Origin of the sequence: Halalkalibacter kiskunsagensis, from assembly GCF_037027555.1 — a bacterium.
Classification (GTDB): Bacteria; Bacillota; Bacilli; order Bacillales; family Bacillaceae_D; genus Halalkalibacter; species Halalkalibacter kiskunsagensis.
Map to the genome: position 1 here is coordinate 1 of NZ_JAXBLX010000036.1, position 23,880 is coordinate 23,880.

27 protein-coding genes are annotated in these 23,880 nt (G+C 36.2%); 9 read left to right on the forward strand and 18 right to left on the reverse strand.

Annotation, left to right across the window (positions count from 1 at the left end; all coding sequences use genetic code 11):
- The 4 genes from SLH51_RS17995 to SLH51_RS18010 form a co-directional block, all read left to right on the forward strand.
- The coding region (locus SLH51_RS17995) for a DUF2515 family protein (RefSeq protein WP_335962837.1) at positions 1 to 924 on the forward strand (924 nt) is incomplete at its 5' end.
- The gene (locus SLH51_RS18000; protein WP_335962889.1) at positions 908 to 1,303 is read left to right on the forward strand and encodes a CBO0543 family protein; all 396 of its coding nucleotides are present in this window, start codon (positions 908 to 910) and stop codon (positions 1,301 to 1,303) included. The genes SLH51_RS17995 and SLH51_RS18000, both read left to right, overlap by 17 nt.
- Before the next feature lie 347 nt (positions 1,304 to 1,650).
- Positions 1,651 to 2,208: a CBO0543 family protein gene (locus SLH51_RS18005; RefSeq protein ID WP_335962838.1), complete on the forward strand. Its 558-nt coding sequence runs from the start codon at positions 1,651 to 1,653 to the stop codon at positions 2,206 to 2,208.
- A 142-nt stretch (positions 2,209 to 2,350) separates the two neighbouring features.
- Positions 2,351 to 2,554: an alpha/beta-type small acid-soluble spore protein gene (locus SLH51_RS18010; RefSeq protein WP_335962839.1), complete on the forward strand. Its 204-nt coding sequence runs from the start codon at positions 2,351 to 2,353 to the stop codon at positions 2,552 to 2,554.
- Positions 2,555 to 2,704: 150 nt separating this feature from the next.
- On the opposite strand, the gene SLH51_RS18015 is transcribed toward SLH51_RS18010, so the two are convergent.
- A complete protein-coding gene (locus SLH51_RS18015; protein WP_335962840.1) occupies positions 2,705 to 3,760 on the reverse strand; it encodes a DUF3900 domain-containing protein in 1,056 nt (351 codons plus the stop codon).
- 167 nt (positions 3,761 to 3,927) lie between these two features.
- Here SLH51_RS18015 and SLH51_RS18020 point away from each other — a divergent pair, with 167 nt between their 5' ends.
- Complete coding sequence (locus tag SLH51_RS18020; RefSeq protein ID WP_335962841.1) at positions 3,928 to 5,355, forward strand: hypothetical protein; 1,428 nt, start codon at positions 3,928 to 3,930, stop codon at positions 5,353 to 5,355.
- A 65-nt stretch (positions 5,356 to 5,420) separates the two neighbouring features.
- Here the strand turns inward: SLH51_RS18020 and SLH51_RS18025 are convergent, their stop codons facing one another.
- The 4 genes from SLH51_RS18025 to SLH51_RS18040 all read right to left on the reverse strand — a co-directional run bounded on the left by SLH51_RS18025 (position 5,421) and on the right by SLH51_RS18040 (position 8,904).
- Positions 5,421 to 5,918, reverse strand: coding sequence for a CBO0543 family protein (locus SLH51_RS18025; protein WP_335962842.1), 498 nt, complete (start codon positions 5,916 to 5,918; stop codon positions 5,421 to 5,423).
- The gene (locus tag SLH51_RS18030; RefSeq protein ID WP_335962843.1) at positions 5,915 to 6,415 is read right to left on the reverse strand and encodes a CBO0543 family protein; all 501 of its coding nucleotides are present in this window, start codon (positions 6,413 to 6,415) and stop codon (positions 5,915 to 5,917) included. Before SLH51_RS18030 ends, SLH51_RS18025 begins: the two co-directional genes overlap by 4 nt.
- 570 nt (positions 6,416 to 6,985) lie before the next feature.
- Positions 6,986 to 7,657: a potassium channel family protein gene (locus tag SLH51_RS18035; RefSeq protein WP_335962844.1), complete on the reverse strand. Its 672-nt coding sequence runs from the start codon at positions 7,655 to 7,657 to the stop codon at positions 6,986 to 6,988.
- A gap of 65 nt (positions 7,658 to 7,722) precedes the next feature.
- Positions 7,723 to 8,904, reverse strand: a complete 1,182-nt coding sequence (locus SLH51_RS18040) for an alanyl-tRNA editing protein (RefSeq protein WP_335962845.1) — start codon at positions 8,902 to 8,904, stop codon at positions 7,723 to 7,725.
- A gap of 106 nt (positions 8,905 to 9,010) precedes the next feature.
- On the opposite strand from SLH51_RS18040, the gene SLH51_RS18045 reads away from it, so the two are divergent.
- On the forward strand, positions 9,011 to 9,445 hold the full coding sequence (locus SLH51_RS18045) for a CBS domain-containing protein (RefSeq protein ID WP_335962846.1): 435 nt from the start codon (positions 9,011 to 9,013) through the stop codon (positions 9,443 to 9,445).
- A gap of 112 nt (positions 9,446 to 9,557) precedes the next feature.
- Here the strand turns inward: SLH51_RS18045 and SLH51_RS18050 are convergent, their stop codons facing one another.
- A complete protein-coding gene (locus SLH51_RS18050; RefSeq protein WP_332697677.1) occupies positions 9,558 to 9,758 on the reverse strand; it encodes an alpha/beta-type small acid-soluble spore protein in 201 nt (66 codons plus the stop codon).
- A 163-nt stretch (positions 9,759 to 9,921) separates the two neighbouring features.
- Positions 9,922 to 10,053 (reverse strand): hypothetical protein, encoded by a 132-nt coding sequence (locus SLH51_RS18055; protein ID WP_335962847.1) that lies wholly within the window; start codon positions 10,051 to 10,053, stop codon positions 9,922 to 9,924.
- Positions 10,054 to 10,197: 144 nt separating this feature from the next.
- Between SLH51_RS18055 and SLH51_RS18060 the strand changes: the two genes are divergently transcribed.
- Positions 10,198 to 10,608 (forward strand): DUF4395 domain-containing protein, encoded by a 411-nt coding sequence (locus tag SLH51_RS18060; protein WP_335962848.1) that lies wholly within the window; start codon positions 10,198 to 10,200, stop codon positions 10,606 to 10,608.
- An 88-nt stretch (positions 10,609 to 10,696) separates the two neighbouring features.
- On the opposite strand, the gene SLH51_RS18065 is transcribed toward SLH51_RS18060, so the two are convergent.
- The 3 genes from SLH51_RS18065 to SLH51_RS18075 all read right to left on the reverse strand — a co-directional run bounded on the left by SLH51_RS18065 (position 10,697) and on the right by SLH51_RS18075 (position 14,709).
- Positions 10,697 to 11,569, reverse strand: coding sequence for a 5'-3' exonuclease (locus tag SLH51_RS18065; RefSeq protein WP_335962849.1), 873 nt, complete (start codon positions 11,567 to 11,569; stop codon positions 10,697 to 10,699).
- Positions 11,570 to 11,684: 115 nt separating this feature from the next.
- The gene (gene zwf, locus SLH51_RS18070) at positions 11,685 to 13,169 is read right to left on the reverse strand and encodes a glucose-6-phosphate dehydrogenase (protein ID WP_335962851.1); all 1,485 of its coding nucleotides are present in this window, start codon (positions 13,167 to 13,169) and stop codon (positions 11,685 to 11,687) included.
- A gap of 838 nt (positions 13,170 to 14,007) precedes the next feature.
- Positions 14,008 to 14,709 (reverse strand): class I SAM-dependent methyltransferase, encoded by a 702-nt coding sequence (locus SLH51_RS18075; protein ID WP_335962853.1) that lies wholly within the window; start codon positions 14,707 to 14,709, stop codon positions 14,008 to 14,010.
- A 173-nt stretch (positions 14,710 to 14,882) separates the two neighbouring features.
- On the opposite strand from SLH51_RS18075, the gene SLH51_RS18080 reads away from it, so the two are divergent.
- The gene (locus tag SLH51_RS18080) at positions 14,883 to 15,131 is read left to right on the forward strand and encodes a hypothetical protein (protein WP_390184037.1); all 249 of its coding nucleotides are present in this window, start codon (positions 14,883 to 14,885) and stop codon (positions 15,129 to 15,131) included.
- Positions 15,132 to 15,410: 279 nt separating this feature from the next.
- On the opposite strand, the gene SLH51_RS18085 is transcribed toward SLH51_RS18080, so the two are convergent.
- The 5 genes from SLH51_RS18085 to helD all read right to left on the reverse strand — a co-directional run bounded on the left by SLH51_RS18085 (position 15,411) and on the right by helD (position 21,179).
- Positions 15,411 to 16,106: an MgtC/SapB family protein gene (locus tag SLH51_RS18085; RefSeq protein WP_335962856.1), complete on the reverse strand. Its 696-nt coding sequence runs from the start codon at positions 16,104 to 16,106 to the stop codon at positions 15,411 to 15,413.
- Positions 16,107 to 16,234: 128 nt separating this feature from the next.
- Positions 16,235 to 16,867, reverse strand: a complete 633-nt coding sequence (locus tag SLH51_RS18090) for a CAP domain-containing protein (protein WP_335962858.1) — start codon at positions 16,865 to 16,867, stop codon at positions 16,235 to 16,237.
- 214 nt (positions 16,868 to 17,081) lie between these two features.
- Positions 17,082 to 17,669, reverse strand: coding sequence for a class I SAM-dependent methyltransferase (locus tag SLH51_RS18095; protein WP_335962859.1), 588 nt, complete (start codon positions 17,667 to 17,669; stop codon positions 17,082 to 17,084).
- A gap of 26 nt (positions 17,670 to 17,695) precedes the next feature.
- Entirely contained in the window at positions 17,696 to 18,679 is a 984-nt protein-coding gene (locus tag SLH51_RS18100) for an aldo/keto reductase (protein ID WP_335962861.1), read from the reverse strand.
- A gap of 157 nt (positions 18,680 to 18,836) precedes the next feature.
- Entirely contained in the window at positions 18,837 to 21,179 is a 2,343-nt protein-coding gene (gene helD / locus SLH51_RS18105) for an RNA polymerase recycling motor HelD (RefSeq protein WP_335962862.1), read from the reverse strand.
- A 215-nt stretch (positions 21,180 to 21,394) separates the two neighbouring features.
- Here helD and SLH51_RS18110 point away from each other — a divergent pair, with 215 nt between their 5' ends.
- A complete protein-coding gene (locus SLH51_RS18110) occupies positions 21,395 to 21,652 on the forward strand; it encodes a DUF2524 family protein (RefSeq protein WP_335962863.1) in 258 nt (85 codons plus the stop codon).
- Positions 21,653 to 21,754: 102 nt separating this feature from the next.
- Here the strand turns inward: SLH51_RS18110 and SLH51_RS18115 are convergent, their stop codons facing one another.
- Genes SLH51_RS18115 through SLH51_RS18125 form a run of 3 tightly spaced genes read right to left on the reverse strand, consistent with a single transcriptional unit; the run spans position 21,755 to position 23,798 of the window.
- Entirely contained in the window at positions 21,755 to 22,363 is a 609-nt protein-coding gene (locus tag SLH51_RS18115; protein WP_335962864.1) for an alpha/beta hydrolase, read from the reverse strand.
- Between the two features lie 5 nt (positions 22,364 to 22,368).
- Positions 22,369 to 23,349 carry a ring-cleaving dioxygenase gene (locus tag SLH51_RS18120; RefSeq protein WP_335962865.1) on the reverse strand — a complete coding sequence of 327 codons (981 nt, stop codon included), beginning with the start codon at positions 23,347 to 23,349 and terminating at the stop codon, positions 22,369 to 22,371.
- Between the two features lie 5 nt (positions 23,350 to 23,354).
- Positions 23,355 to 23,798, reverse strand: coding sequence for a MarR family winged helix-turn-helix transcriptional regulator (locus tag SLH51_RS18125; protein WP_335962866.1), 444 nt, complete (start codon positions 23,796 to 23,798; stop codon positions 23,355 to 23,357).
- Positions 23,799 to 23,880 lie beyond the last annotated feature (82 nt).

The window sequence follows — 23,880 nt, forward strand, 5'->3', positions numbered from 1 at the left end:
AATTCATCTCCCCCTTACCGTTGGGCTTTGCCCTTCACACGCTTGAAGAGGGAGACTTCTTTCGGAAAAACGTTAAAAGGGGATTTATTATCTCGACTTTTATCAGGTAAAGAACAAAAAGAATTCTTTCATTTTTTAGAGCGAGGCAATTGGTTAATTTTCCAAGATGTGTACCCTCAAATGTTGCTATATGAAGAGAGCATCAACAGACATACGAACCTCTTTTATCTGCTGCCTCGATTTGATGTTTCCAAGTTCATGTACGTCTTATGGAACCACTTTTGGCAAACTAAGGACCGTTATACTTTAGCCATTGCACTCGTTATCAATGAACAAAGTTATTTAGAAAAAAGAGTCATTCAAAACCCACTTTTTCAAAAAACAGTTTTAGAAACACTTAAATTTCAAATTCAGGAGTTGTTTAGTTTAAATCAAATTTTATTTCCTTATAAAAAAACCGATGAAGCAAAAGTGATTGGACAAAGTATTTACCATTTCTCCTCTCTGCATGATCGGATTTTACTAGGAAAACGTTTATATGATTTGCTGTTTGACGAAACCTTTTACGAGCAAATTTATAACTGGTCCATTCAGCAACCTCATACGGGTTCAAGACAAGATTATTGGCCTGAAATCTTTAATGATCTTAACGAATCAACGCCAGAAGAACCATTTAAACGTCGCACTAGAAACTGTAAGTTAAAACCTGGTGCCAATCGAATCTACAGTCCGAAACTACAATTTGCTTGGTCAGATGTTGATCATGTAGCTGCTGAAAAGGGAGATTGGTATCAAGACTGGACCGTGCTTCAATATTTGCAAAAACACATAAAAAAAGTCAATGGAGATATTTATGAAGATTATTGTGAAACACTGGAGAGGATCGAACTTGCCATTATCGCCAAAAATGCATTTTTATCATAAATGTAAAGTTTATGTCCCAACCATGCTATTCGCTGCTCTTATAGGCACGTACTTAGACTTATTCTTTGTTGAAAAGAACCTTTATTCCTTCCCAACTCGTCCTTTCCCTGATCTGTTTTCAATAAATATTGCATTTACTCTTTTCGTTTTGCCTATATTCACAGCGATTTATATTTATGTATTAAAAAGAGTAAACATTTTAATAAGAATTGGCATGTTACTAACATTAAGCCTTGCAGTAGCTTTTTTTGAATCTTATTCCGTACAGCTAGGATTATTTACCTATTCAGCTGAATGGAACTCTATATATTCAAGTTTTGGTTATGTGCTCTTCATCTTAATTTTGTGGAAGTTTCATGACTGGATGAGTAGCAGTTAATTTACTAATACATGTACATATGCATATATTTTGTAGTATATATGTTGAAGGGAGCTATTTTGTTCATGTATTATTTCAATCGACCTCTTTACTATTATCCTTCTGCTTATCGTTCATATTCTAAGATCAAGTCAGTCTTTTTCTGATCGATCATTATTTATGCAACTCACAGCATTTTTAGAAATGACCAATCACAAGAGCTTTAAAATGTTTCAATCTCCCATAAAATTTAACCCAATGTTAATTAATTAGTGCTAACACCACTAAATGGACCTGTCCAAAGCAAGACGAATAAATAGGTATTTTTTTGGAAAATTAATAAAAAAGGAAGGGAATATAATGCCTATATGAATCAAATATATATAGAGAAAACGAATCAACTGTATAAATTAGTTGCCGAAATACAGACAGAAATGATACAAGTTTGGGTTAAAGATGTTCTTTTCACTCCTCATTGGTTTGTAGGAATTTCTCTAAGTATCATTCCTTGGGTTGTTTGGCTCTATTTCAACAAAAAGGTTAGTAGAAATCGAATGCTCTTTGCTGGGTTTGGTATTATGCTTATATCATCGTTTTTCGATTTTTTAGGTGTCCAATTAGGCTTATGGATTTATTATTATGAGATAATTCCATGGATACCAGCATATGAGCCATGGGATTGGACTCTCATACCTGTTTCGATTATGATGTTTATTGAATTTAAACCTAATACATCACCTTATATTAAAGGGTTAATTTTTGCGGGGATGACAGCGTTTATTGGGGAGCCATTATTCCAATACATAGGTTTATACAAACAAATTGCTTGGAGTAGCTTTTACTCATTTCCTATTTACTTTTTCATTTTTTTAATGGGTTATTGGTTAAGTCGAAGAAATAACTTTAAAATTTACTGGTCATATTGATTGGTGGTAGTTTTGTCAACTTCAACCAATAAACTTACCAACATTAGTTGTTACAAGTAATAGATGGATTACTGATTATGTCACATATTCTATAAGCTCAGAAGCAAAATATCGTTAGTTCTTAAAAAAGGGAGATACAACAATGGCAACCAATAACAGTTCAAACCAATTACTTGTTCCTGGAGTGAAACAAGCATTAGACCAAATGAAATACGAGATTGCTTCTGAATTCGGCGTTCAACTTGGAGCAGATACAACATCTCGTGCAAACGGTTCTGTAGGTGGCGAAATCACCAAACGATTAGTTCAACAAGCTGAACAGCAAATGAATGGCTTTCAACAATAAAAATGTCCCAACCCATACCTTCACAAAATAATAAATGGCTTAGAAGCAGAACGATCGTTCTGCTTCTTTCTTGATATACAGACTTGATGTTCCTGCTCAGTTTCCATTATGGAGGTGATTGTAATAAAGAATAGACGTTAAACTTACTACCTACCTCCCTATCTTCCTCAACACTGCGTCTAAAGACTCCGGCTTTAAAAACTCTACCGGCGAAACGCCCTTTTCAAACGTAAATGCGTCCCCTTCAATCAGAATCACGTATTTCCCGTTCACCTTCGCAATATGTAGAGATTCGCCGAAATCAGACAACATCGCCTTCACATCAATGTGGTCAAGCTTCAGCATCAACTCAATTTCTGGCTGATGCTCAACAATCGGGGCTGATGCTTCTACGACCTGTTCTGGTGTCCACTTTTCTTGCATTTCACGAACGGGTGTATTCGACCATGCCTCTATATACTCTTCCTCTTGCTGCCGCTCTGGACTTTCCTCCTGATATGTTTCTGCGATATGCTGCTGGGCCATTTGAATGACTTGAGTTTTTACAATCTCAGGCATCGATTGATGATACTCAACAAATTTCAAGAAATCTTCAAAGTATCTTGCATGAGACGATTGATGAATTTTCAGCTCCCACTCCTCCACCATTCCTTCTTCCGGCATGTACGGATACTGAATTGACTTCATGTTTTTTGTTGTAATCGCTCGTTCCACATTCCGTATCATTGTTTTTTCATCCGTAATCGTTGCGACTTTTTGTTCAAAATCGCATTTTAAAACGAAAACAAATGGATCATCAAAATATTTGTTGAATTTAGCTCGGATCACAAGTAGAGCCCCACCGCGAATAGCACTCGTATCCATATATGCTCGGACTAACTCTTCACTGTTATTTTTAAATTCATCGGTTGAACCTGCTGTTCGAATGCGGTTGAACAAATTATAGTTCGGGTTTGTGTCTAAGTTATAGCCCGGTTCGACGAGAAAGCGCCCAATTTTTGTCGGGACGGAATCTGACTTTGGATTGCGCTCGACTTTGCGCTTCACTACTTTCATTAATTCTCCATCTAGAAAATCTTTTAATGCGCTTCCCTCATACATCGGCTCATCAAGGGTTTGATAATGCTTATACCGTTTATCTGCTTGTTCTCCTTGGCCTTCCACTTGAATGACAAAGAAAGATAAATAATTAATTGAAAAATCCATCCGATCACCTTTATTTCTATAGAAATAATCATTCATAAATAACGTTGGTATTATACCATAACCCGTAAATAAGCAGGTGATCTCCTTGTATATTCTTCACACCTAATTGGGCATATACATACGATGCTATAGTTTCTTCTTACATTCCAAAAAGGAGCTTAGAACAAATGGAATTAACTATAGCACATTGGTTATATTTAAGCGGGACGTGTTTAATTATTTCGACGATGCTTTTTAGACAAAATGTTGTCGTTCCAGCCATTTTAATGAGCTTTATCATCGGTTGGGCTTATAGTGGTTCGTTCTTAAACGGACTGCAAGCGATATTTAATGCGAGTTTAACAGCTGCTGCTGAGCTGTTTCATATTTTTCTCATTATTGCCATTATGACAGCTTTGCTTCGGTCTTTAAAGTCCATTGGTTCAGATGAACAAATGGTCGTTCCTTTTCAAAAAGTCATGAAAAATGGGCATTCTTCTTTTTGGATTCTCGTTGCAATCACCTATGCATTATCCTTATTCTTTTGGCCAGCTCCAGCTGTTCCTTTAATTGGAGCCTTGTTAATTCCGGTTGCCATTAAAGCGGGTCTGCCCGCGATTGGGGCAGCAATGGCCATTTCACTTGCCGGTCATGGGATGGCGTTGTCTTCTGATTTCATCCTTCAAGTAGCGCCAGGGCTAACTGCATCTACTTCTGGGATCGATGCAGGGGCAATTGCTGAACGGACGCTGATATTATCGATCATTACAGGTGTCATAGCTTTGACGATCGCTTATTTTATGATTCGAAAATCAATTAAAAAGCCAGCTAAAAGCAATCTTACAGAATGGGAAAACGAAGGGGACACTGACATTCAAATTAATACAGAAGAAATGGACATTAAAAAAGGCGTGCAAAGCAGGCTGTTTGCTACTCTTGTACCAGTAACATTTTTAACAATCATTGGCTATGTCGTCATCGCTACTTTTTCAAATATCCTCCCTGCTATTGAGGATGGCGCAGGTGCTGCGATTGTTGGAGGGACAGCTGTACTACTAGTATTGGCCATTTCCGTCAGTCGAAACTATCGAAAGACCTTAAAAGAAGTTAGTGATCATCTTGTAAAAGGCTTTGTGTTTGCCTTTAAAGTGATGGGGCACGTGATTCCTGTTGCTGGATTTTTCTTTATTGGGAGTGGGGAATTTTCTGGGCAAATATTAGGGGAGAACGGTACGGAACTAGCACCGGCATTTTTGTTTGAATTAGTTCAGGAGAGTCTATATGCCATTCCTGACAATGCTTTTATAACAGGCTTTGCGATCCTTTTACTTGGAATGGTTTCTGGATTAGATGGGTCTGGGTTTTCTGGGCTCCCACTGATCGGTTCTTTATCAGAAGCATTTGCCACTTCTGTTGGTTTAGACCCGGCAACATTAGGCGCAATTGGTCAAATGGGTGCAATATGGGTTGGTGGTGGTACGTTAGTCGCTTGGTCATCAATTATTGCGATCGCTGGCTTTGCCAAAATTTCAGTCATTGACTTAGTACGAAAGAGTTTCCTCCCAGTTATTATTGCACTAATCGTATCCACCATTGTTGGCTTATTGTTTCTATAACGAATTTATACACTGAACTTCAAAGGAGAGATGTGTTGCTTGTTATCATTTCTCTCTCCTATCTTCTAGTCAACTTTAGAAAAAAGCGAATTCCGACTGCCTGTTCTTTCATTGAAATACCACTTATAAAACACTCGCAGGAGAACCAACGAAAGAAAAATACTTATCCACGTATAATACCAAGTCCAGTGAACAAACTCAATCGTATCTGTATATTTTTCAAACAGTATCTCAGGGATGGTGATTCCCGTAGTGTAAGAAAAATAATAAAGAAAGCGGTTGAAAAGACTTCGATAAATAGGAAAATACAAGACAAAGAAAATGCCTATTACAGGATATACAAAGAATTCAAAGGTGAAACTTGTTTCATTAACGTTTGCCAAAAGTCGTACAGGATAGTTTATCCAATTCCACTCAACAACAAGTATTCCGAGAAACCACGTTACAAACTGTTGGAACAAAAAAGCAATGCTTGCTTCTCTATACTTGTTGGTAGGAATAAAAAATAGTGAAAAAACGGTTATGTTCCAAACTAAATAAAGAATTGTGTATTCTAGATTCATAATTGGTTAACTCCTGCTTTGCGATCAGAAAATGGCTTTCCCTTTAAAAGCCATTCTATATATCTCCTACACAACAATAACTCAATTGTAAAATTACAAGAACTCCTAAGCAAATTACCTGGTTTCACGGTCATTAATTCAGTACTCTTTCCTATTAAAAACATAAACAGTAAAATAGCTCCAACCCAATACATATAATGAAAGATACGTCTAACCTTCCCTTTTTTTTCTGGATAGGTTAGCTGAAAAAATACAGCAGCAGTCGGGAAAACAATATACTCAACTGAAAAGTTAATCTTAGTTGCATTAGGGAACTCACGTATCGGTGCAGAAAGGAGTCCAAAATAAGTTAAACCAATACTGTACAACCAAGTTAACGTTTGAAAGAATAGAAACACAGCAATCATTTCTCGATACCGCTCTTTGGGAACGAATTTCAGCAAAAAAAGTGGAAAAATGATCCATGTTGCGATGAGTACAGTACGTTCCACAGTCATTTAGTTACACCTCAAGATACAAGTTATTTTTAGCACTATTAAATGGAGACATTAATATTAGTTTTCTCGTAAATTACTTGCAAACGCAAATAAAAATGTTGGTAACATTATTTTCAATATATATCGAAATTATTCAAATAACTAAACCTGTTCACTTATTTATTGTTCTGCTTTATCCATAACTATCCAAAAATAAAAAGATGAACTACCTAAAAAGGTATCCATCTTTAATAACTGAACGTATTTGGATTAAAGAAATTGCGTAACCAAATTGACAATAACAGGGCCAATCAACACAATAAACAAAGTTGGAAAGATAAATAGAACCATTGGAATTAACATTTTCACAGGTGCTTTCATCTCTTGTTCTTTTGCATGAAACCGCAGAGACGGTACTTATAAGCCTGGAGCCAATTCAACTCGAGCTCAAATGGCTGCAATGATGACAAGGATGACAGAGAATTTCAAAGCGTTAAAACATTGACTGGAATCGGCTGTCTTATTTTGTACGACAGCCGATTAAAGTGCTGCATACTAATCACGTTCCTTTAATTTCATTCATTTAAACTTTTACATTCCATCTTCCTCAAACCGCTTCAAATCATTCTTATGACCAATAACAATCAGAAGATCTTTTTCATAAATTAATTCATTCGGCAAAGGTGATACATTAACTGCTTCTCCACGTTTAACTGCTAAAATAGTACATCCATATTTTGCTCGTACATTTAATTCAACAAGCGATTTGTTTTGGATTTTACTCGTTGCCAGCAGCTCAACAATGCTATATTCCTCAGATAATTCAATATAATCAACGATTTTCTCTGATGTTAAATGTTGTGCAATTCGTATCCCCATATCTTGTTCGGGATGAATAATGCGATCTGCTCCAATTTTTTCAAGCACTTTATGATGATAATTGTTTTGTGCTTTGACCCACACATTTGGAACATTCATCTCCTTTAATATAAGGGTCGTTAAAATACTCGTTTGGATATCATCACCTATAGCGACAACCACATATTCAAAGTTTCCTATTCCAATAGACTGTAATGCTTTTTCATCCGTTGTGTTTGCGATCACCGCGTGAGTAGCAAATGGAGCATACTCATTTACCTTCTCATCTCTAACATCAATTGCTAACACTTGGTGCCCCATTTTATATAACTCTTTACAAATACTCCCACCAAAACGCCCTAACCCGATGACAGCAAATTGTTTTTTAGTTGTCATTTTCCCCACTCCTTGTATTTAACTTAGTAAGTTTCAAAAAGCATTCCATACAAACAATCAATGACATAAAAGAACTATATCTTACTTACAATCTCTTCAAGAAAATGTTCTGCCGACATCCTGACGTCTCCCCCACCTTGAACAAGTTCTTCACTACCTCCACCTTTTCCGTTTATCGCTTTTAGCGATTCAAGAATGACCTGCTTACATTTCGCTTCTGAAGCAGGTCCCTTCGCCCCTATCACTTGAAGACGCTTTTCATTTTGGGCAACAAATACTACACATGTTTGTTCTGAAATCGTCGTTATCATTTGTGCAAGCTTTTGTAATTCTTTTATAGGTCGCTCATAATAAACACGACTGACAATTGTGTCGTTTGAATGCAGTAACTGTTTGGCTTCAGATGTAAGTTGCTCTTCTTTTAACTTCTCAAACGCCTGTTCTAGCTCTTTTTCTTTTTGTAGAAGACGCTTTACTGCTGTAGTCATTTTTTGTTCTGGCACATTTAATAAATCTGTTAGTTCGAATAGAATTTTCGTTTTCTCGTTAAATTGTGTTAACACACGATTCCCGCAAATAAAGTGAATCCGTACTTTTTTCTTGTGTCTTTCCCAATTGATTATTTTTACCGCCCGTACTTCCGCACTTGAATTAGGATGCGTTCCTCCACAAGCGTTGTAATCAAAATCGGGTATGACAACTAGTCGAATGTTTTCTGTTACAGATGGCTGTTTTCGCAATGGATATAGATTAAGGTCATCCTTTGAAATCCATAATGTTTCAATTTTGTGGTTTTCCAAAATGACTTGATTAGCTAAAGCTTCTGCTGCCTTTAGTTCCTCTTCAGATATATTTGACGTATTTAAATCAATCGTTAACACTTCTTTGCCAAGATGGAAGCTAATGGTTTCAAAACCAAACATCTCAGCAAATGCCGCTGAAAGAATATGTTGACCAGCATGTTGTTGCATGTGATCAAACCGCCTATCCCAGTCCAGTACACCTTGAATAACCTCTTGATGATCTACTATAGGGCTTTTAAGATAATGTCGAATTTCACCTTCGACGTTCTCAACATCTACAACATTGACCTCTGCTAATGTGCCTATATCGTGTGGTTGACTACCACCTGTTGGATAAAAAGCGGTCTTGTCTAATACAACATACCATCTCTTTTTTTCATCCTGTTGCTGTGTAACGATTTTCGCTGTGAACTCTCTTTTATAAGCATTTTCATAAAATAATTTCGTTTCCATTAATTGGTCCATCCTTTGCATTTTTGTATCTTTACTTATTCTACTACGAATCATAAGAATAAATCTTCACTGTTAAGAGATACTCTATATGAAAGGAGTGTTTATTATGACACAAAACTTAACTGAAATTATGTCAAAAGACATTGTAACCATCGATTCAGATCAATCCATTCAAGAAGCTGCTACTTTAATGAAAAACCATGATATCGGATCGATTCCGGTTGTGAAAAATGGGGAGCTTGTTGGAATAATTACAGATCGAGATATCACACTCCGTTCAACTGCAAGTGGGAAAGATTCTCATGTGTCCGTTGCCGAGTGTATGTCTACAAACCTTACTGTTGCCTCTCCATCAACAGACCCACATGAAGCTGCAAATATGATGGCACAACATCAAATTCGTCGCTTACCTGTTGTTGAGAATGGACAAATAGTTGGAATGGTAGCAATCGGTGACTTAGCAGTTGAGAACATTTATGAAAATGAAGCGGGAGAAGCGCTCCATAACATTTCCCAAAAAGATCAGAACCCATTATCTTAACGTAAGAAATGCCTCAATAAGGTCAGATTTGACCTAATTGAGGCTTTCCTTATTTATCTTTTTAAAAAGCAACTTGAACGACATGTTCAAGTTGCTAGTTAGCCATTACTATTTACTTGTTATATCCACCAAACTGTTGTTCAGCTTGTTGGACAAGACGCTTAGTAATTTCTCCTCCGACCGAACCGTTAGAACGAGAAGTTGAATCTGATCCAAGTTGGACACCAAACTCTTGAGCAATTTCATACTTCATTTGATCCAATGCTTGTTCTACTCCAGGTACAACTAGTTTGTTGCTACTATTGCTTGCCATTTTGTATCACCTCACTTTTTCTGTTGTACTAGTTATCCTTTGTTAGAGAATCAATCTTATGTACTGACCGGACTGATAATGTTTTCTGCTTGTAAATCGTGAAATAAGACTGACTCAATTAGAGCCAGCCCCATCCCTATGTGTTTTCTTTATACTTATGTGGTTATTTGTTGTTTTTACGTTTTTTACGATTGTTTCGGTTGTTTAACTCTTGTGCATCATTTTCTTCTGCAAATTCAGCTTTTGCATTTTCCATTTCACCATTATTCTGCTTGTTTTTATTTCGTTTTCCCATTTGTATCACCTCCTAACCAAGATTATTATTACCAAACGATTTTAAATCCATTCCACTTTTTCTTTTTTTCAATGTACAGGCTGATTACGTGCAACAAACGATAAGATCGGTATATAATATTACATAAGTAAGGAGGTTGATTTAATGGGTATTCCAAAACCACTTGTTCAAGTAAATCAGTTATTTATCGTACTCACTGTCATTATTGCGCTATTCTTATCAAATTGGATTTTACTACTTCCTTTTTTAGTAGGTGTGATTACGCTAATAACAAAACGTAATTTAGTTATGATGGTTGGTAAGAATTTATTACAAAAGCCTCGCAATGAGTATATTCAAGAGGATTCAAACCAACAAATCTTTAACCAATGGATAGCAACTATATGTTTAGGGTTATCATTGATGTTCTTTTCGATCGGTCTTCCTATATGGGGGTATGTGTTTAGTATAATGGTCATGCTTGCAGCTGGTATTGCATTACTCGGCTTTTGTATTGGCTGTACAATCAGATATCGCTATATGATGTGGAAGCATAAGAAAGCAACCAATTCTTGAACAACAAAAGGTCTGATCCGCTAGCACACACAACAAACATTGTGACAACTAAACGGATCAGACCTCTTTTTATTAAAAGACCCAACACCTAGAGATCAAGAATCTTATCTAAATTTTTCAACTCTAATTCTTCAAATTTCTTCCCCATTTTGCTAAGATCGATGTTTAAGATCGCCTCTTCCATCGTACAACAAACATCCACTTGACAATTTATAGTGGCCAGGTCTCTACATAAATGAAGCATGTCTAAATCGTTCTCAATCTTTTGGCGTTGAGATTTTGTTAACGAAGAAATATTATCCAATATTCCTTCAATCGTCCCATGTGTTTGAAGCAATCGAATTGCCGTTTTCTCGCCTATTCCTTTAACTCCAGGATAATTATCACTACTATCACCCATTAAGGCTTTTAAATCAATCATTTGAGTCGGGGTAATGCCCTTTTCAGAATAAAACAACTCCTCATTGTATACCGCATAATTGCCATAGCCTTTTTTCAAAATAATGACAGAAACATGTTCCTCTAACAATTGCAATATATCGTGATCTCCTGTTAGGATCAACACCTCAGAATGCTGGCTTAATTCTTTCGCTAACGTTCCAATACAGTCATCTGCTTCAAAGCGTTCTAAGCCTACATTCGGGATATCAAGTTCTTTTACCACTTCTTTTACAAGATCAAACTGTGGAATTAACTCAACAGGTGGCTCTCCTCGGTTCGCTTTATAATCTGGAAACAGTTCTGTGCGATAAGTCGTACTGCCCATGTCCCAGCAACAAACAACATGCGTTGGCTTAAATGTGTTAACAGCCGTAAATAAGTGCTTCACAAATCCGTGAATCGCATTCGTTGGAACTCCTTTACTATTAATCATAAAATACCCGCTCATCGCCGTCGCATAAAACGAGCGAAATAATAAAGCCATTCCATCCACAAGCAATACTCGATTCGTTTTCTCCATGTGACTCATAGTCCCCTTACAACATAAAAGACATGTGAAGGTGTTACACATGTCTTTTACTCCATTATTTTTGATATTCCAAATGAATTAGAATAACATATTACAATTGCGCACGTTACCTTTTATTTGAAATTGGCCACCAATGAAAGCCATCTTCTGCTAGTAACTTATCAGCTTGCTTTGGCCCCATTGAACCTGCCTCATACGAAGCAACTTCTATATCTTTGCTTTCCCATGCCTTCGAAATCGTATCAATAAATGTCCATGATAAATCAACTTCATCCCAATGAGCAAAGTTCGTTGCATCTCCTTGGATACAGTCGTAAATTAAACGCTCATATGCTTCAGGTGTATTCGACGTGTCGACACAATCATGGCAATAATCTAACTCTACCGGTGTAGTCTCACCTGACATGCCCATTTTCTTTCCGTTAAGCTGCAAAGTAATGCCTTCATCTGGCTGGATGGAAATGACGAGTAAGTTCGAATTTTTCTTATCGTTCTCACTATAGTACAAATTCATCGGTCTGTCTTTAAATTGAATGACAATCTTTGTTGATTTTTGACTCATCCGTTTTCCTGTTCGGATGTAAAAAGGGACACCCGCCCAACGGTGATTATCGATTAATAATTTTCCAGCAACATATGTTTCCGTAATTGAATTCGGGTCAACATTTTTCTCATTACGATACCCTTGTACTTCTTTACCTTTAATAACTCCAGTGTCATATTGACCTCTGACAAAATATTCAGGCGTTTGTTCAAGACTAAAGCGTCTTAATGCTCGAAGTACTTTAATTTTTTCACTTCTTATTTCATCCGTTGTCAAGCGAATTGGCGGCTCCATTGCAAGTAACGAAACCATTTGTAACATATGATTTTGCACCATATCACGAAGAGCTCCCGATGTCTCATAGTATCCACCGCGGTCTTCTACTCCTAATGTCTCACTTGATGTTATTTGAACATTCGATATGTACTGATTGTTCCATAATGGTTCGAAAATTGCATTAGCAAAACGAATTACTTCAATATTTTGAACCATATCCTTACCTAAGTAATGATCAATACGGTAAATCTTATCTTCTGAAAATGCTTGGCGAATCTCATTGTTTAATTTCTCAGCTGATGGTAAGTCTCTTCCAAAAGGTTTCTCGATAATTAGTCGAGTCCATCCATTCGATTCCGTTACCTTTTCAGATTTTAAATTTAATGCGATCGTACCAAAATATTCAGGCGACATAGCCATGTAGAAAATACGATTACCTGGAATTTGATATTCTTGCTCCACTTGTTGGAGCATCGTATCTAATTCACGATATGACTCCTTATTTGTAACATCAAATGGCATATAATAAAAATGTGAACAAAACGTTTCAACTAGCTTTGAGTCTTCTCCTTCTGGTAAGGAATTCGTAATTGTTTCACGTAAGACTTCATTTGTCCATGCTCTTCTAGCTACACCAATTACAGCGAAATTGTCAGACAGCTTCCCTGCTTTATACAATTTGTATATTGACGGGAATAATTTTCTTTTAGCTAAATCTCCAGTCACTCCAAAAATAACAAGAGATGTTGTAGGATTATTTGTTGTTTTCATTTAGTCCGGCCTCTCTTTACATGGTTACTTCTCTTATAAAAAAGTAACGCAAATTCACCTAATAAGTCAACTTATCACTCTTAATATCATTTAATTTTTCATCTTCTACTGAATAAAGTAATCCTTTTTTAAGGTATTTATCTTTCAACGGCAGAAGTGCAATACTACCGTGGAAGTGTTCCCACACTTTCTTTACTTTTTTAGAAAATTTTGACCTTTGAGGGTTTTTATAATATTAAATGAAACCATTAGCCCAAGTCCAGTATCTTTTTCTTTTGTTAATAAAAATGATAAATATTGAGTGTAATAATGCTCAATCATCTATTCATGAAGTAAATGTTTTTATCTGATTCACCCTATTCCTACACCCAGTTGAAATCTCAAATACAATCACCTTCCACATAGTGATATACCGATATAATTATTCGCTATTGAATTAGTTCTTAATTTCAGGGGATATTCATCCCTATACAATTCTCAAATAGATTGTCACACACAAAATATACTTATTCAGAAAAACTCCATCTTCTTTTTTTTGCTTACCAATGTAGAAAGATCGTCTTTTTTCAAACATCATGATGATCCGTGTTACTTTTTAGGTGCCAAGTAAAATTCAGATAATTATTTTTATTTAATCATAAGTTTCTTCTTTAAACAAGTGTTATATATTTATACGCACAACGGAACTATACTGAAATAAGTTTTTTGTTTTTTGAAAACGATGTAGTATCATTCAATGAGACATAATCATTTTCCCTTACTTTCAATTGAAAATGACTCTTAGCCGTATTCACTATTCGAGTCATTTTCTTAATTATAAAACCTACAAATACAATTTTCATTTTTCACAACGTAAAATTAAATTGCCTATTTTTCCGTCAAATTTTTTCAATATATGCTCATGCTCATCCAACATATCCAATAGTTCAAGATCTAGTTCAAGAGATAAATCAATTTGATTCGCTTGTTTCTGCTCTAATGGTACACTTACAATGTCAATCTTAGTGAACCCCACTTGGTGAAGTTGATTTTTCCATTGATTTATCTCGTAACATTCTGTAAATCCATAAAAGGACATTAACTCTCTTTTTTCATTTTCAGGGAAAGGTTGTAACAAAGTCATCTCATTTAATATGATGACACCGCTATCTTTAAGCACTCTATAGCATTCTGTTAACGCTTTTTTAACGCTAGCAAACATCAAAACCGATTCAGATAATACATAGTCAAAAAAACCATTTTCAAATGGGAGTCCTTCAATGGAAGCCTCTTTTAGCATGACTCTTTTCTCAGTTTCCTTCATCCGTTGTTTTGCTTTTTCTAACATGATGGGGTGATTTTCTATCGCGTAAACACAACATCCAAATCTCTTGGCTAAATAGTTAGCAGATTCCCCTAATCCACTACCCACATCTAAAATTGTCATATCTGCTGTTATTGATTCTTGTTCAAAAATTCTTTCTGTGCAAGTCATTCCACCTGGATGAGCACTTTTCACCCCACATTGTGCAAGAAAATCAATATAACTATATTTTTTCATTCTTTCACTTCCTTTTCTCTTTATTGATATCGTATGATCATCACTTCTAACGGGTTCTTTCTATGACAAATGCTCATCTTTCCTCTTAATTAGGCTTATTTACAAACAAGAACATAAATCAAAAATAGAATAAAGTGAACAACCAGTTTATGGAGAAGAAAGGAGTGTCAGTTTTGTCTTATTATGATCTTTGCTGTAGATATCATGGAAGGGTTGTTACCATTACAGATCGGCAAGGGAGAAAACATACAGGGAGAATTCAACAAGTAACAAATTCTCATGTTTATCTAGAACCTTCTAGATCTAGGCAATTTGGAGGATTTGGATACGGATATTACAGAGGGTATGGTTACAGACGGGGCTATCCGATTGCATTTGCTTTCATCACAGGTATAGCACTCGGAGCACTATTGTTTTGGTAGTTTAGTAGCCACCTTTAAATTTTTTATTTGGAGCACTCAGCTTCAAATAAATTCGAAGCTTTCCGCCTGCAATGACTTACTCATTGCAGGCTTTATTAAGACGTTAGAATACGCTTAAAAGAAATAGAACCAAATAAGTCAACAAACAACTATAAATGATTAAGCGGTCTGCTCTCTAGTACAGGAATTAGAGAGATCATGAAATTCGTGACTCTCTCTGGCTTCCTTGCCTAATGAATATTCAATTATAATAAATCTTTACCTTGTACACACTGCATATCACATAGTTTCTAACTCTACTCCAACAATATGATCCATTTGTTTTAACGTATAGTAAATGTCCGTTGTATAACGTTTATCATCAACGAGCAATCTTACATCCATCTGCTGGTACGTAGAATCTCGTAAGTCTTTGACTCTTACCTTTCTTGCTTTCAACTGTTGTCGTTTCATTTCTTTTAAGATATCGGTTAGTTTATCTTCTGAGTCGACGATGATTTTTACTTTGAGCTCTTTTTCCCTTAGGGCCCTTGGTCCGATAAACCTAAATAAAAATGGCAAAAATTCTACACTAATAAGTAACAAAACCGTAGCAACAACTGCTTCTAACCAAAAACCAGCACCGCAAGCGATCCCGATTCCTCCTGCTCCCCAAATCATCGCAGCGGTTGTTAGACCTGAAATCATATCATTGTTTCGCCTTAATATTACTCCAGCTCCTAGAAAGCCTATTCCAGAAACGATTTGCGCTGCAAGTCTCAACGGGTCCATCGGTTTGCTATAGGCAACTGAATATTGTTCAGCTCCTAATATCGAGACGTACGTCAGCAAACAACTCATAATTCCGATAACAAGACACGTTTTAAGTCCTAATGGTTTTCGTTTTAATTCTCGTTCAATTCCAATAATCGTACATAAGATTGTTGCTATAGCAAGTTTAAACACAAAACTATTCGGTTCTATTTCGATCCACATACTCTTTCCCCCATTACGAACATTTCCAATATACTATATTCGTTATTGTCATTTCTAACTCCTTTATTCCCTCTTAACGCTAAGACAAAAAGACCCAACTCCATTTTTGAGAAGGGTCAATTACTTCTTTATCTAGCTTGAATAAACATTTGTACCCATGCACCATGATAGAATCCAACACCAATTGTATCATATTCTGGCTTCAAGATGTTCTCCCTATGTCCAGGTGAGTTCATCCAATCTCGCATAACTTGCTCAGGCGTTGTTTGGCCTTTTGCAATGTTTTCTCCAGCAGACTGATAACTGATCCCAAAAGAGCGTAGCATATCAAAAGGTGAGCCGTAATTCGGGCTATTATGCGAGAAGTAATTCGAATTAATTAAATCTTGCGCTTTCTTATGAGCAACATTCTTCACATCTGCTCGGTGTTGAAGCTCTCTTAATCCACGTTGTCGTCTTTCTTGATTCACAAGAGCAACCACTTGATCTTCAAATGCACTATGATGTGATGATTCTGGTTTTAAACGAATCACTTCGCCTACCTGCATATTAGTAGGAACAACATCTGGATTTAATCTCATTAGCTCTTTATAATCAAGTCCATACCTCTGTGCAATAAACCAGAATGTATCACCGCGCGATACTTTGTAATGGGAGAACGGTGGTTCATTAAACGTTTTCACTGCAGCATCAACTGGGGGCTGAGCCGAAAAGATTGTCATAAGGACAACTACAACCATTAGAACATGTACTTTCTTCATTGTTTCCCTCCGTGTATTGTTATTTTCAGCTTTATTGTCTCTAGCTTTGGAAAAACGATACACGATAAATAAAAATACTGTGTTTCAATTTATATTCAAGGAAACATGTAATTTTAGTTTGAGATGCGGACTAAATGAAAATGAAATGTTAATACATAAAAAAGGCTAAACCTTATTGATTTAGCCCTAAGTTGAAAGTTGTATTTGTTTGAGGTTACTTTGTAGCAATAATCGAAACCGCAAAACCAGAAAGATAGGATTGCTTTGCTAGAAAAGAAAAACCAGCCTCTTTCATATATTTCTCTGTTTTTCTGTTTAGATGACAGCCATCACATAGTTGTTTCCAAACAGGAGTAAACATCGTTTGGAATTTAGAGAAAATAGGGTGATCCATCTTAACGTGTTCTAATAGTAAGACTTTTCCATTTGGTTTTAACACCCTCATTATTTCTAATAACACTTTGCTCGGTTCATCAACAGAACACAGAACAAGAGTTACGACAACCGTATCAAAGTGATGATCAGGAAATGGAAGTTTCTCAGCCTTCGTTTCATAAATAGAAATGGGAATCGAAGTTTGCTTTTTCCGTTCGATAGCCTTTTTAATCATATGCTGGTTTGGTTCAATCGCTATAACTTCATCACAATGTTCATATAGAGGAAAATTCACCCCAGTACCTGCCCCTATCTCTATCACAGAACCTTTTGCGTGCTTTAATAAATCTTTTCTCCACGAAGTAATAAGTCTTTTTTCTAAAGGGTTCATAAATGCATCATAATATGCGGCAAAAAGCTTTTTCATTCTTCACACCTGTTATCAATTTAGTTTTAATACACACCACGAATATAAGCGTGAACGTCATTTTGATAGAACTCATTAATTCTAGCTAATTCTTCTTTACTGAAAGAAGGGACTGATACAGCCTGCAAATTATCTTCCACTTGATTAACCGTTTTAAAACCAGGTATTGCACAAGTGACCGCATCTTGATCAAGAATCCACCTGAGTGCTGCTCTTGTTCGATTGCCTCGTCCTGTTTCAATCCAACTTAATTCATTACTTAGCTCTACACCTTTATTAAATTCTAGACCGCCAAACGTTTCACCTACATTAAATGCATCACCGTTCCGGTTAAAATTGCGGTGATCATCATTCTCAAACGTTACTTCCTTTGTGAATTTCCCCGTTAATAATCCACTAGCTAAAGGAACTCGAGCTAAAATGCCTACCCCTTTTTCTTTAGCTGTTGGTAGTAGCTGTTCTAGTGGCTTTTGACGTAACATATTAAAAATAACTTGTAGCGCTTTTACACCTGGTATTTCTAAACAATAAAGCCCTTCTTCAACTGTTTCAACACTAACACCGTAATGACGTATTTTCCCTTCTTGTTGGAGTTTATCAAGGACTTCAAAGACATCGCCATGTTTTAAAACTTCAAAAGGGGCACAATGAATTTGAAATAAATCAATACGTTCTCTTTGTAATCGCTTTAAACTTGCTTCACAGTAAAAACGAACACTCTCTTCTGAATAAGTGTTTAGATCATGAATGTCACCTGCACGACAAAATTTTGTTGCAATATGTATTTGTTCCTCCTTGCCTTTCGTTGCTTTTGCAAGTAGCTCCTCACTATGTCCATTCCCATACACATCTGCTGTATCAAAGAAATTTACTCCAGCATCCATTGCTCGTTCTAACCCTAACAAGGCTTCTTGATCATTAGATTTCCCCCATGACCCTCCAATGGCCCACGTGCCAAAACTTAATTCACTAACATGCAAATCTGTATTCCCTAATTGACGGTACTTCATCGAAACCTCTCCCTTATGATCTATTTCTATATGATCTTTTTTTAAAAGGTGACTTTGTGATAAGTCACCTTTTCCTAATTCATACATTCATAGTAGTCTGTTTCAGTAATATTTCACCACAAAAATGTTGTATTACTATCATGAATTCATTATGCCGTCATTCCCTACCTATTTGCTGAGTTTCGGGTAAACAAGATGATATTGTTGTACCTTTGTTCAAAAATGTTTCATTTGATACATTCGCTAATAACGGACTTATTTCCTCTACAAAAAAAACATTTAATGAATGCATGGCCCTTGTACAAATCGTATATAGAAGTTTTCGTTCACTTTGTTTAAAATAAGCATCAACTGATGCATTGTAAACAAGAACAGCGTCAAACTCCACCCCTTTTGCTAAATAAGAAGGGATAATTAAAACATTTGAGTCATAACCAGTTGAATCTTTTTCCATTAACCGTACATCAACTTTCTTCTTCAAATTGTCATATAAAGTCTTACTTTCCTTTGCTGTTTTGCAAATAATTGCTATTGTACGATGCTTCTGCTTCAGTTCAAAGACACGCTCAATCATAAGTGCATGCATTTCATCAATGCTATTTGACCCAACGACTGTAGGCCTTTCACCGTCTCGATTAAAAGGTTCAATTTCCGCTTGAATAATTCCCTTTGCGAAATTAATAATTTGTCTTGTCGAGCGATAGCTTTGTGTTAATTCGTATTTTTCGATTTTACTTGACGAAAATAGGGACTCAAACGCCAAAAAGCTGCTTACGTTTGAATGAGCATAAATCGATTGATTTGCGTCTCCTAGGACGGTCAATTTAGCTCGCGGAAACATGTTTTTAATAAAAGCGAATTGAAACGGTGAATAATCCTGAGCTTCATCAATAAATACATGTCTGACTGTTGTATTAACTTGAAATCCCTCAAGTTTTCCTTTTACATATAAATAAGGAGTTGCATCTTCGTAAGAGAATATAGATTGACGGATTTTCTGAACAGAATCTAGGCAGTGTTCTGCCTTTAGTAATGACTCCATCAATTGTACATAAATAGATGCTACATCTAAAAAACGTATTTCCTTAATATCATTTTTAATTTTCTTCATTCTTCTTTTAACAACAAGTAAGCGTAATAGCTCTTCCTCACGTTCAAACTCATAAAATGAATCTGTTTCATTTTTCTTTTGCTTTTCAATTTTATTGTGTACTTTTAATAAAACTTCATTGTCGAGCAATTCTATCTCTTGTTCAACCCACTCTTTTTTTCGTTCGTTCAGCTCAAACCCTCTAACCTCTTTGAGCAATTTCTCCACTAACTTCTGAAAACGGTTAGGAATCGAAATTGTATCTGGTAGCTCATAAAAGTACGAACTAATCTTTTCTTTTGTAAGTAAGGTTTCCCCTCTAAAAACAATGTCAGTAAATATCATGCCTTCTTTTTCAAGTGAATCAATATATTGGTCAATTAATTGAATATATTCGAGTGATGATTTGAACTTTATACTTTCAATTTGTTCATTATAATTCGGACCTTCATCAGCTGTTAGCACATACTCCATCTGCATAAAAGGATCTTCAAGTTTCCAATCATCACCAAGGCGATGCTCCAAATAAGCCTGGAATGTTGTTTGCTGCATATTATCTTCCCCGAGTTCAGGAAGAACCGTTGAAACATAGCTATTAAATAATGGGTTAGGTGAAAATAGGACAATTTGATCGGCCACCAGCGTATCACGATGTCGATAAAGTAAATAAGCCACTCGCTGCAGTGCTGCAGACGTCTTTCCACTTCCTGCCACTCCTTGAACAATTAAAAGATGCCCTCGTTCATTGCGAATAATTTGATTTTGTTCTTTTTGAATGGTAGCAACAATGCTCTTCATTTGAGAATCAGATTGTCCTCCTAACACTTCTTGGAGCATTTCATCACCTATGGTGATTCCAGTGTTAAACATATGCTTAATTTGAGCATTACGAATAATAAACTGTTTTTTTAACTCTACTTCTCCTGAAATTGTTCCAGACGGCGTTTCGTACTCTGCATGTCCGGGGCCGTAATCATAATACAAACTTGAGATTGGCGCACGCCAATCGTATACATAAAATTCAATCCCACTATCATCTACAAAAGAAGATGTTCCAATATAAACAGACTGCGACTCTTCCTCTCCCTGTTCTAAAAAGTCAATTCGACCGAAGTAAGGTGAATACTTTAATTTATGTAAGTTTTTTAGTTGCTTAAGATCGTGCCGATGACTTCTTTCTTTTTCTGACATGAACTCAGCCTGCTGTTTAATGCTCGCATAAGTTTCTGCCGCTTCTTCAGCACTATCAAAATTTACGGTTACGTCCTCCCAGAACTTTTTCCGGATATCAATTACATCTATTTTGATGTCCCCTAATTTCTCTTCTAATCCTTTTTCTCGTTTATTTATTTCACTGACCACTTCATCCACTCGTAGTTGCTCATTGTCCCAATCGGAATTATTGCTCATTCTTTGACTCCTTCCATTAAAGTCTTTGACTTTGTTCAAAAAGCTAAATACCAACCATTTTGAACAAAGTCTTACTTATAGGTGTTATATACACATTTCAATATGGATATGCATCTATCCTCTTTCATCATCTGCATTTATGTATAAAAGAATCATGATTCACGTAAATTAACGGTACGTTAGTATCATAAGTACGCGAAACAAAGGAGATATTCATGGCTACCGAAGAGTACATTGAGGAATGCTTAACTAGAGCACAACAAACAATTGATCGTGCACTGACAGAATTAATGGAAGTAAAAATGATTCGAGAAAATGATCCTACAGAATTTGCTTTTGCGCAAAAAGAATTAGATGAGATTCAATCTGAAATTGATGTACTAGTAAAAGACAACGATTCTACGAACTCACAATTGCTAGAGGCACAGGCACGTTTGAATGAGGTACGTGAAATTATGATAAAAGGAATTTAAGAAAAACAATGAGCAACGTCTTTTAGGCTTTATACTTATTTGAAATCACTCAAATTTTACAGCTAAAAAAGCTGCCCATGATCAAATAGGCAGCTTTCCTGTTTAGCTATAAGTTGCTTCAAACCACTCTTTTGCTTTTTCCACTTCTTCTCGAACGAGTTGATGCCCCCCATCAACCCAATATTCATTCATTGTGGCATTCGCTTTTTCTAAGTCTTTTATTAATTCTTTTGTTTCATTTAATGGAATCAACGGATCACGCTTTCCAGCACCGATAAACACTGAAGTGCCAGTTAAGTCAGGAATTTCAACGCCACGACGAGGGACCATCGCATGAAAAAGGATCGCGCCGTTTAACGCATTTTCATGATGGTACATCATACTCGCAGCAATATTTGCCCCGTTCGAATAACCAATTGCTACTACACGATCTCGATCAAATCCGTATGTTTTTGCACTCTCATTTACAAATTCAGTTAATTCTTTTGTACGAAACACTAAATCTTCTTCATCAAATAGACCTTCTGCTAATCTACGGAAGAAACGTGGCATGCCGTTCTCTAATACATTTCCTCTTACACTTAAAATCGAAGAGTCTGGTGCAATCATATTAGCTAATGCTAACAGATCATGTTCGTTCCCACCTGTACCGTGTAGTAGTAACAATGTAGGTGCATCTTGTTTCTTTCCTTTAGTATAGATATGTTTCATAATAATCATTCCTTTGTATCTAATGGTTTTAATTTTGCTTCAATTTCTGCACGTTGATTTTCAAAATAAGGTGGCAAAGAAAGATTCTCTCCTAAATGTTCAAATGATTCATCTCCTTCAAAGCCAGGTCCATCTGTTGCAAGCTCAAACAAAATTCCATTAGGTTCACGGAAATAGAGTGAACGGAAATAATAACGTTCCACAAAACCTGAATTCGGCAACCGGAGCTGTTTTAAATAATCAACCCACTTTTTAAGTTCTTCTTCACTTTCAACACGAAAAGCAACATGATGAACACTTCCTCTACCAGGCCTTTCACTTTGTAAATCTGCTCGCTCTTCTAGATAGATTTCTCCCCCTGTGCCACCTTCACCTGTTTCAAACACACGGATGGGAGGGTGATTATTGAGATTCGATTGATAGGAGTCTTTTTCACGATAACCCATGACATCCGTTAATATCTTTGCCGTGATCTCCGGCTGTGCAACCGTTAATTTCACAGGACCTAATCCAATAATTCCGTATTCAACAGGAACCGGACTTTTGTCCCAAGGTTTCCCACCGAGTACTCCGTGATTTGTTTCATCTGATACTAGTTCTAGACGCTGACCTTCGAAATCACGGAACGCTATTGTTTTCCGTCCATACTTTGTAGCGATCTCATCATGCTCTACTGCAAATTCTTCAAAGCGTTTTTTCCAGTAGGAAATAGCCTCGTCACTTTCAACACGTAACGATGTTAAAGAAATACTATTTGTCCCGTGATATGTCGTTCCTGCATGAGGAATTTCAAAAAATGTTAAGTCTGTTCCCGGATTTCCCCTTTCATCGGCGTAAAATAAATGATAAACAGATGTATCGTCTTGGTTAATGGATTTCTTCACAAGTCTGAGCCCGAGTACTTTTGTATAAAAACGATAATTTTCCTTGGCATTCGCCGTTATAGCAGAAACATGATGTTGACCGAGTAATGGTTTTACTTGCATGTAGATCACTCCTTCTTTAGATCTAACTTTTTTAGTAATGAAAGAAGCTGTTTTTGTTCTTCTTTATCAAGTGTTTGAAATTGTGATGCTTGAAATAATTCTTGTTTAGGTACAACTTCTTCAAAAAGCTTTTCTCCTTGAGTTGTTAATGAAATTAGTTTTGTGCGCCATTCTTGCTTCCGCTTTACCAATCCAATCTTTTCCATTTTTCTAAGCATTTGTGTTATGTTTCCTTTGCTGACGAGTAATTTCTCAGCTAACTCTTGCTGTGAGAGTGATTGATGTGCACCAACTTGAACTAGTAAATCAAATTGAGCTATTGTCAACCCCCATTGTTTCACATGTTGATTCGATAAACGATTACTTTGGTTATAAAACCGGGCAATGCGGAACCATAGTAATAAGCCAAGGCGAACGTCTTGCGTCCTTTCGAGATCATTTTTGGACATTTTGTTCACTCCTTTGATGAATCTATTATCAGTTTATATATAAACTGATATCTTGTAAAGAGATTTCACTAACTTTTTTAAA

Excerpts from the sequence above, each read along its gene's own strand:
- SLH51_RS18040 (WP_335962845.1), bottom strand. The coding sequence starts at position 8,904 with ATGGAAACGAAATTATTTTATGAAAATGCTTATAAAAGAGAGTTCACA.
- SLH51_RS18055 (WP_335962847.1), bottom strand. The coding sequence starts at position 10,053 with ATGGGAAAACGAAATAAAAACAAGCAGAATAATGGTGAAATGGAAAAT.
- SLH51_RS18110 (WP_335962863.1), top strand. The coding sequence starts at position 21,395 with ATGGCTACCGAAGAGTACATTGAGGAATGCTTAACTAGAGCACAACAA.
- SLH51_RS18020 (WP_335962841.1), top strand. The coding sequence starts at position 3,928 with ATGGAATTAACTATAGCACATTGGTTATATTTAAGCGGGACGTGTTTA.
- zwf (WP_335962851.1), bottom strand. The coding sequence starts at position 13,169 with ATGAAAACAACAAATAATCCTACAACATCTCTTGTTATTTTTGGAGTG.
- SLH51_RS18005 (WP_335962838.1), top strand. The coding sequence starts at position 1,651 with ATGAATCAAATATATATAGAGAAAACGAATCAACTGTATAAATTAGTT.
- SLH51_RS18125 (WP_335962866.1), bottom strand. The coding sequence starts at position 23,798 with ATGTCCAAAAATGATCTCGAAAGGACGCAAGACGTTCGCCTTGGCTTA.
- SLH51_RS18010 (WP_335962839.1), top strand. The coding sequence starts at position 2,351 with ATGGCAACCAATAACAGTTCAAACCAATTACTTGTTCCTGGAGTGAAA.
- SLH51_RS18030 (WP_335962843.1), bottom strand. The coding sequence starts at position 6,415 with ATGACTGTGGAACGTACTGTACTCATCGCAACATGGATCATTTTTCCA.
- SLH51_RS18100 (WP_335962861.1), bottom strand. The coding sequence starts at position 18,679 with ATGAAGTACCGTCAATTAGGGAATACAGATTTGCATGTTAGTGAATTA.
- SLH51_RS18075 (WP_335962853.1), bottom strand. The coding sequence starts at position 14,709 with ATGAAAAAATATAGTTATATTGATTTTCTTGCACAATGTGGGGTGAAA.
- SLH51_RS18090 (WP_335962858.1), bottom strand. The coding sequence starts at position 16,867 with ATGAAGAAAGTACATGTTCTAATGGTTGTAGTTGTCCTTATGACAATC.
- SLH51_RS18085 (WP_335962856.1), bottom strand. The coding sequence starts at position 16,106 with ATGTGGATCGAAATAGAACCGAATAGTTTTGTGTTTAAACTTGCTATA.
- SLH51_RS18045 (WP_335962846.1), top strand. The coding sequence starts at position 9,011 with ATGACACAAAACTTAACTGAAATTATGTCAAAAGACATTGTAACCATC.
- SLH51_RS18015 (WP_335962840.1), bottom strand. The coding sequence starts at position 3,760 with ATGGATTTTTCAATTAATTATTTATCTTTCTTTGTCATTCAAGTGGAA.
- helD (WP_335962862.1), bottom strand. The coding sequence starts at position 21,179 with ATGAGCAATAATTCCGATTGGGACAATGAGCAACTACGAGTGGATGAA.
- SLH51_RS18120 (WP_335962865.1), bottom strand. The coding sequence starts at position 23,349 with ATGCAAGTAAAACCATTACTCGGTCAACATCATGTTTCTGCTATAACG.
- SLH51_RS18060 (WP_335962848.1), top strand. The coding sequence starts at position 10,198 with ATGGGTATTCCAAAACCACTTGTTCAAGTAAATCAGTTATTTATCGTA.
- SLH51_RS18115 (WP_335962864.1), bottom strand. The coding sequence starts at position 22,363 with ATGAAACATATCTATACTAAAGGAAAGAAACAAGATGCACCTACATTG.
- SLH51_RS18050 (WP_332697677.1), bottom strand. The coding sequence starts at position 9,758 with ATGGCAAGCAATAGTAGCAACAAACTAGTTGTACCTGGAGTAGAACAA.
- SLH51_RS18025 (WP_335962842.1), bottom strand. The coding sequence starts at position 5,918 with ATGAATCTAGAATACACAATTCTTTATTTAGTTTGGAACATAACCGTT.
- SLH51_RS18000 (WP_335962889.1), top strand. The coding sequence starts at position 908 with ATGCATTTTTATCATAAATGTAAAGTTTATGTCCCAACCATGCTATTC.
- SLH51_RS18065 (WP_335962849.1), bottom strand. The coding sequence starts at position 11,569 with ATGGAGAAAACGAATCGAGTATTGCTTGTGGATGGAATGGCTTTATTA.
- SLH51_RS18095 (WP_335962859.1), bottom strand. The coding sequence starts at position 17,669 with ATGAAAAAGCTTTTTGCCGCATATTATGATGCATTTATGAACCCTTTA.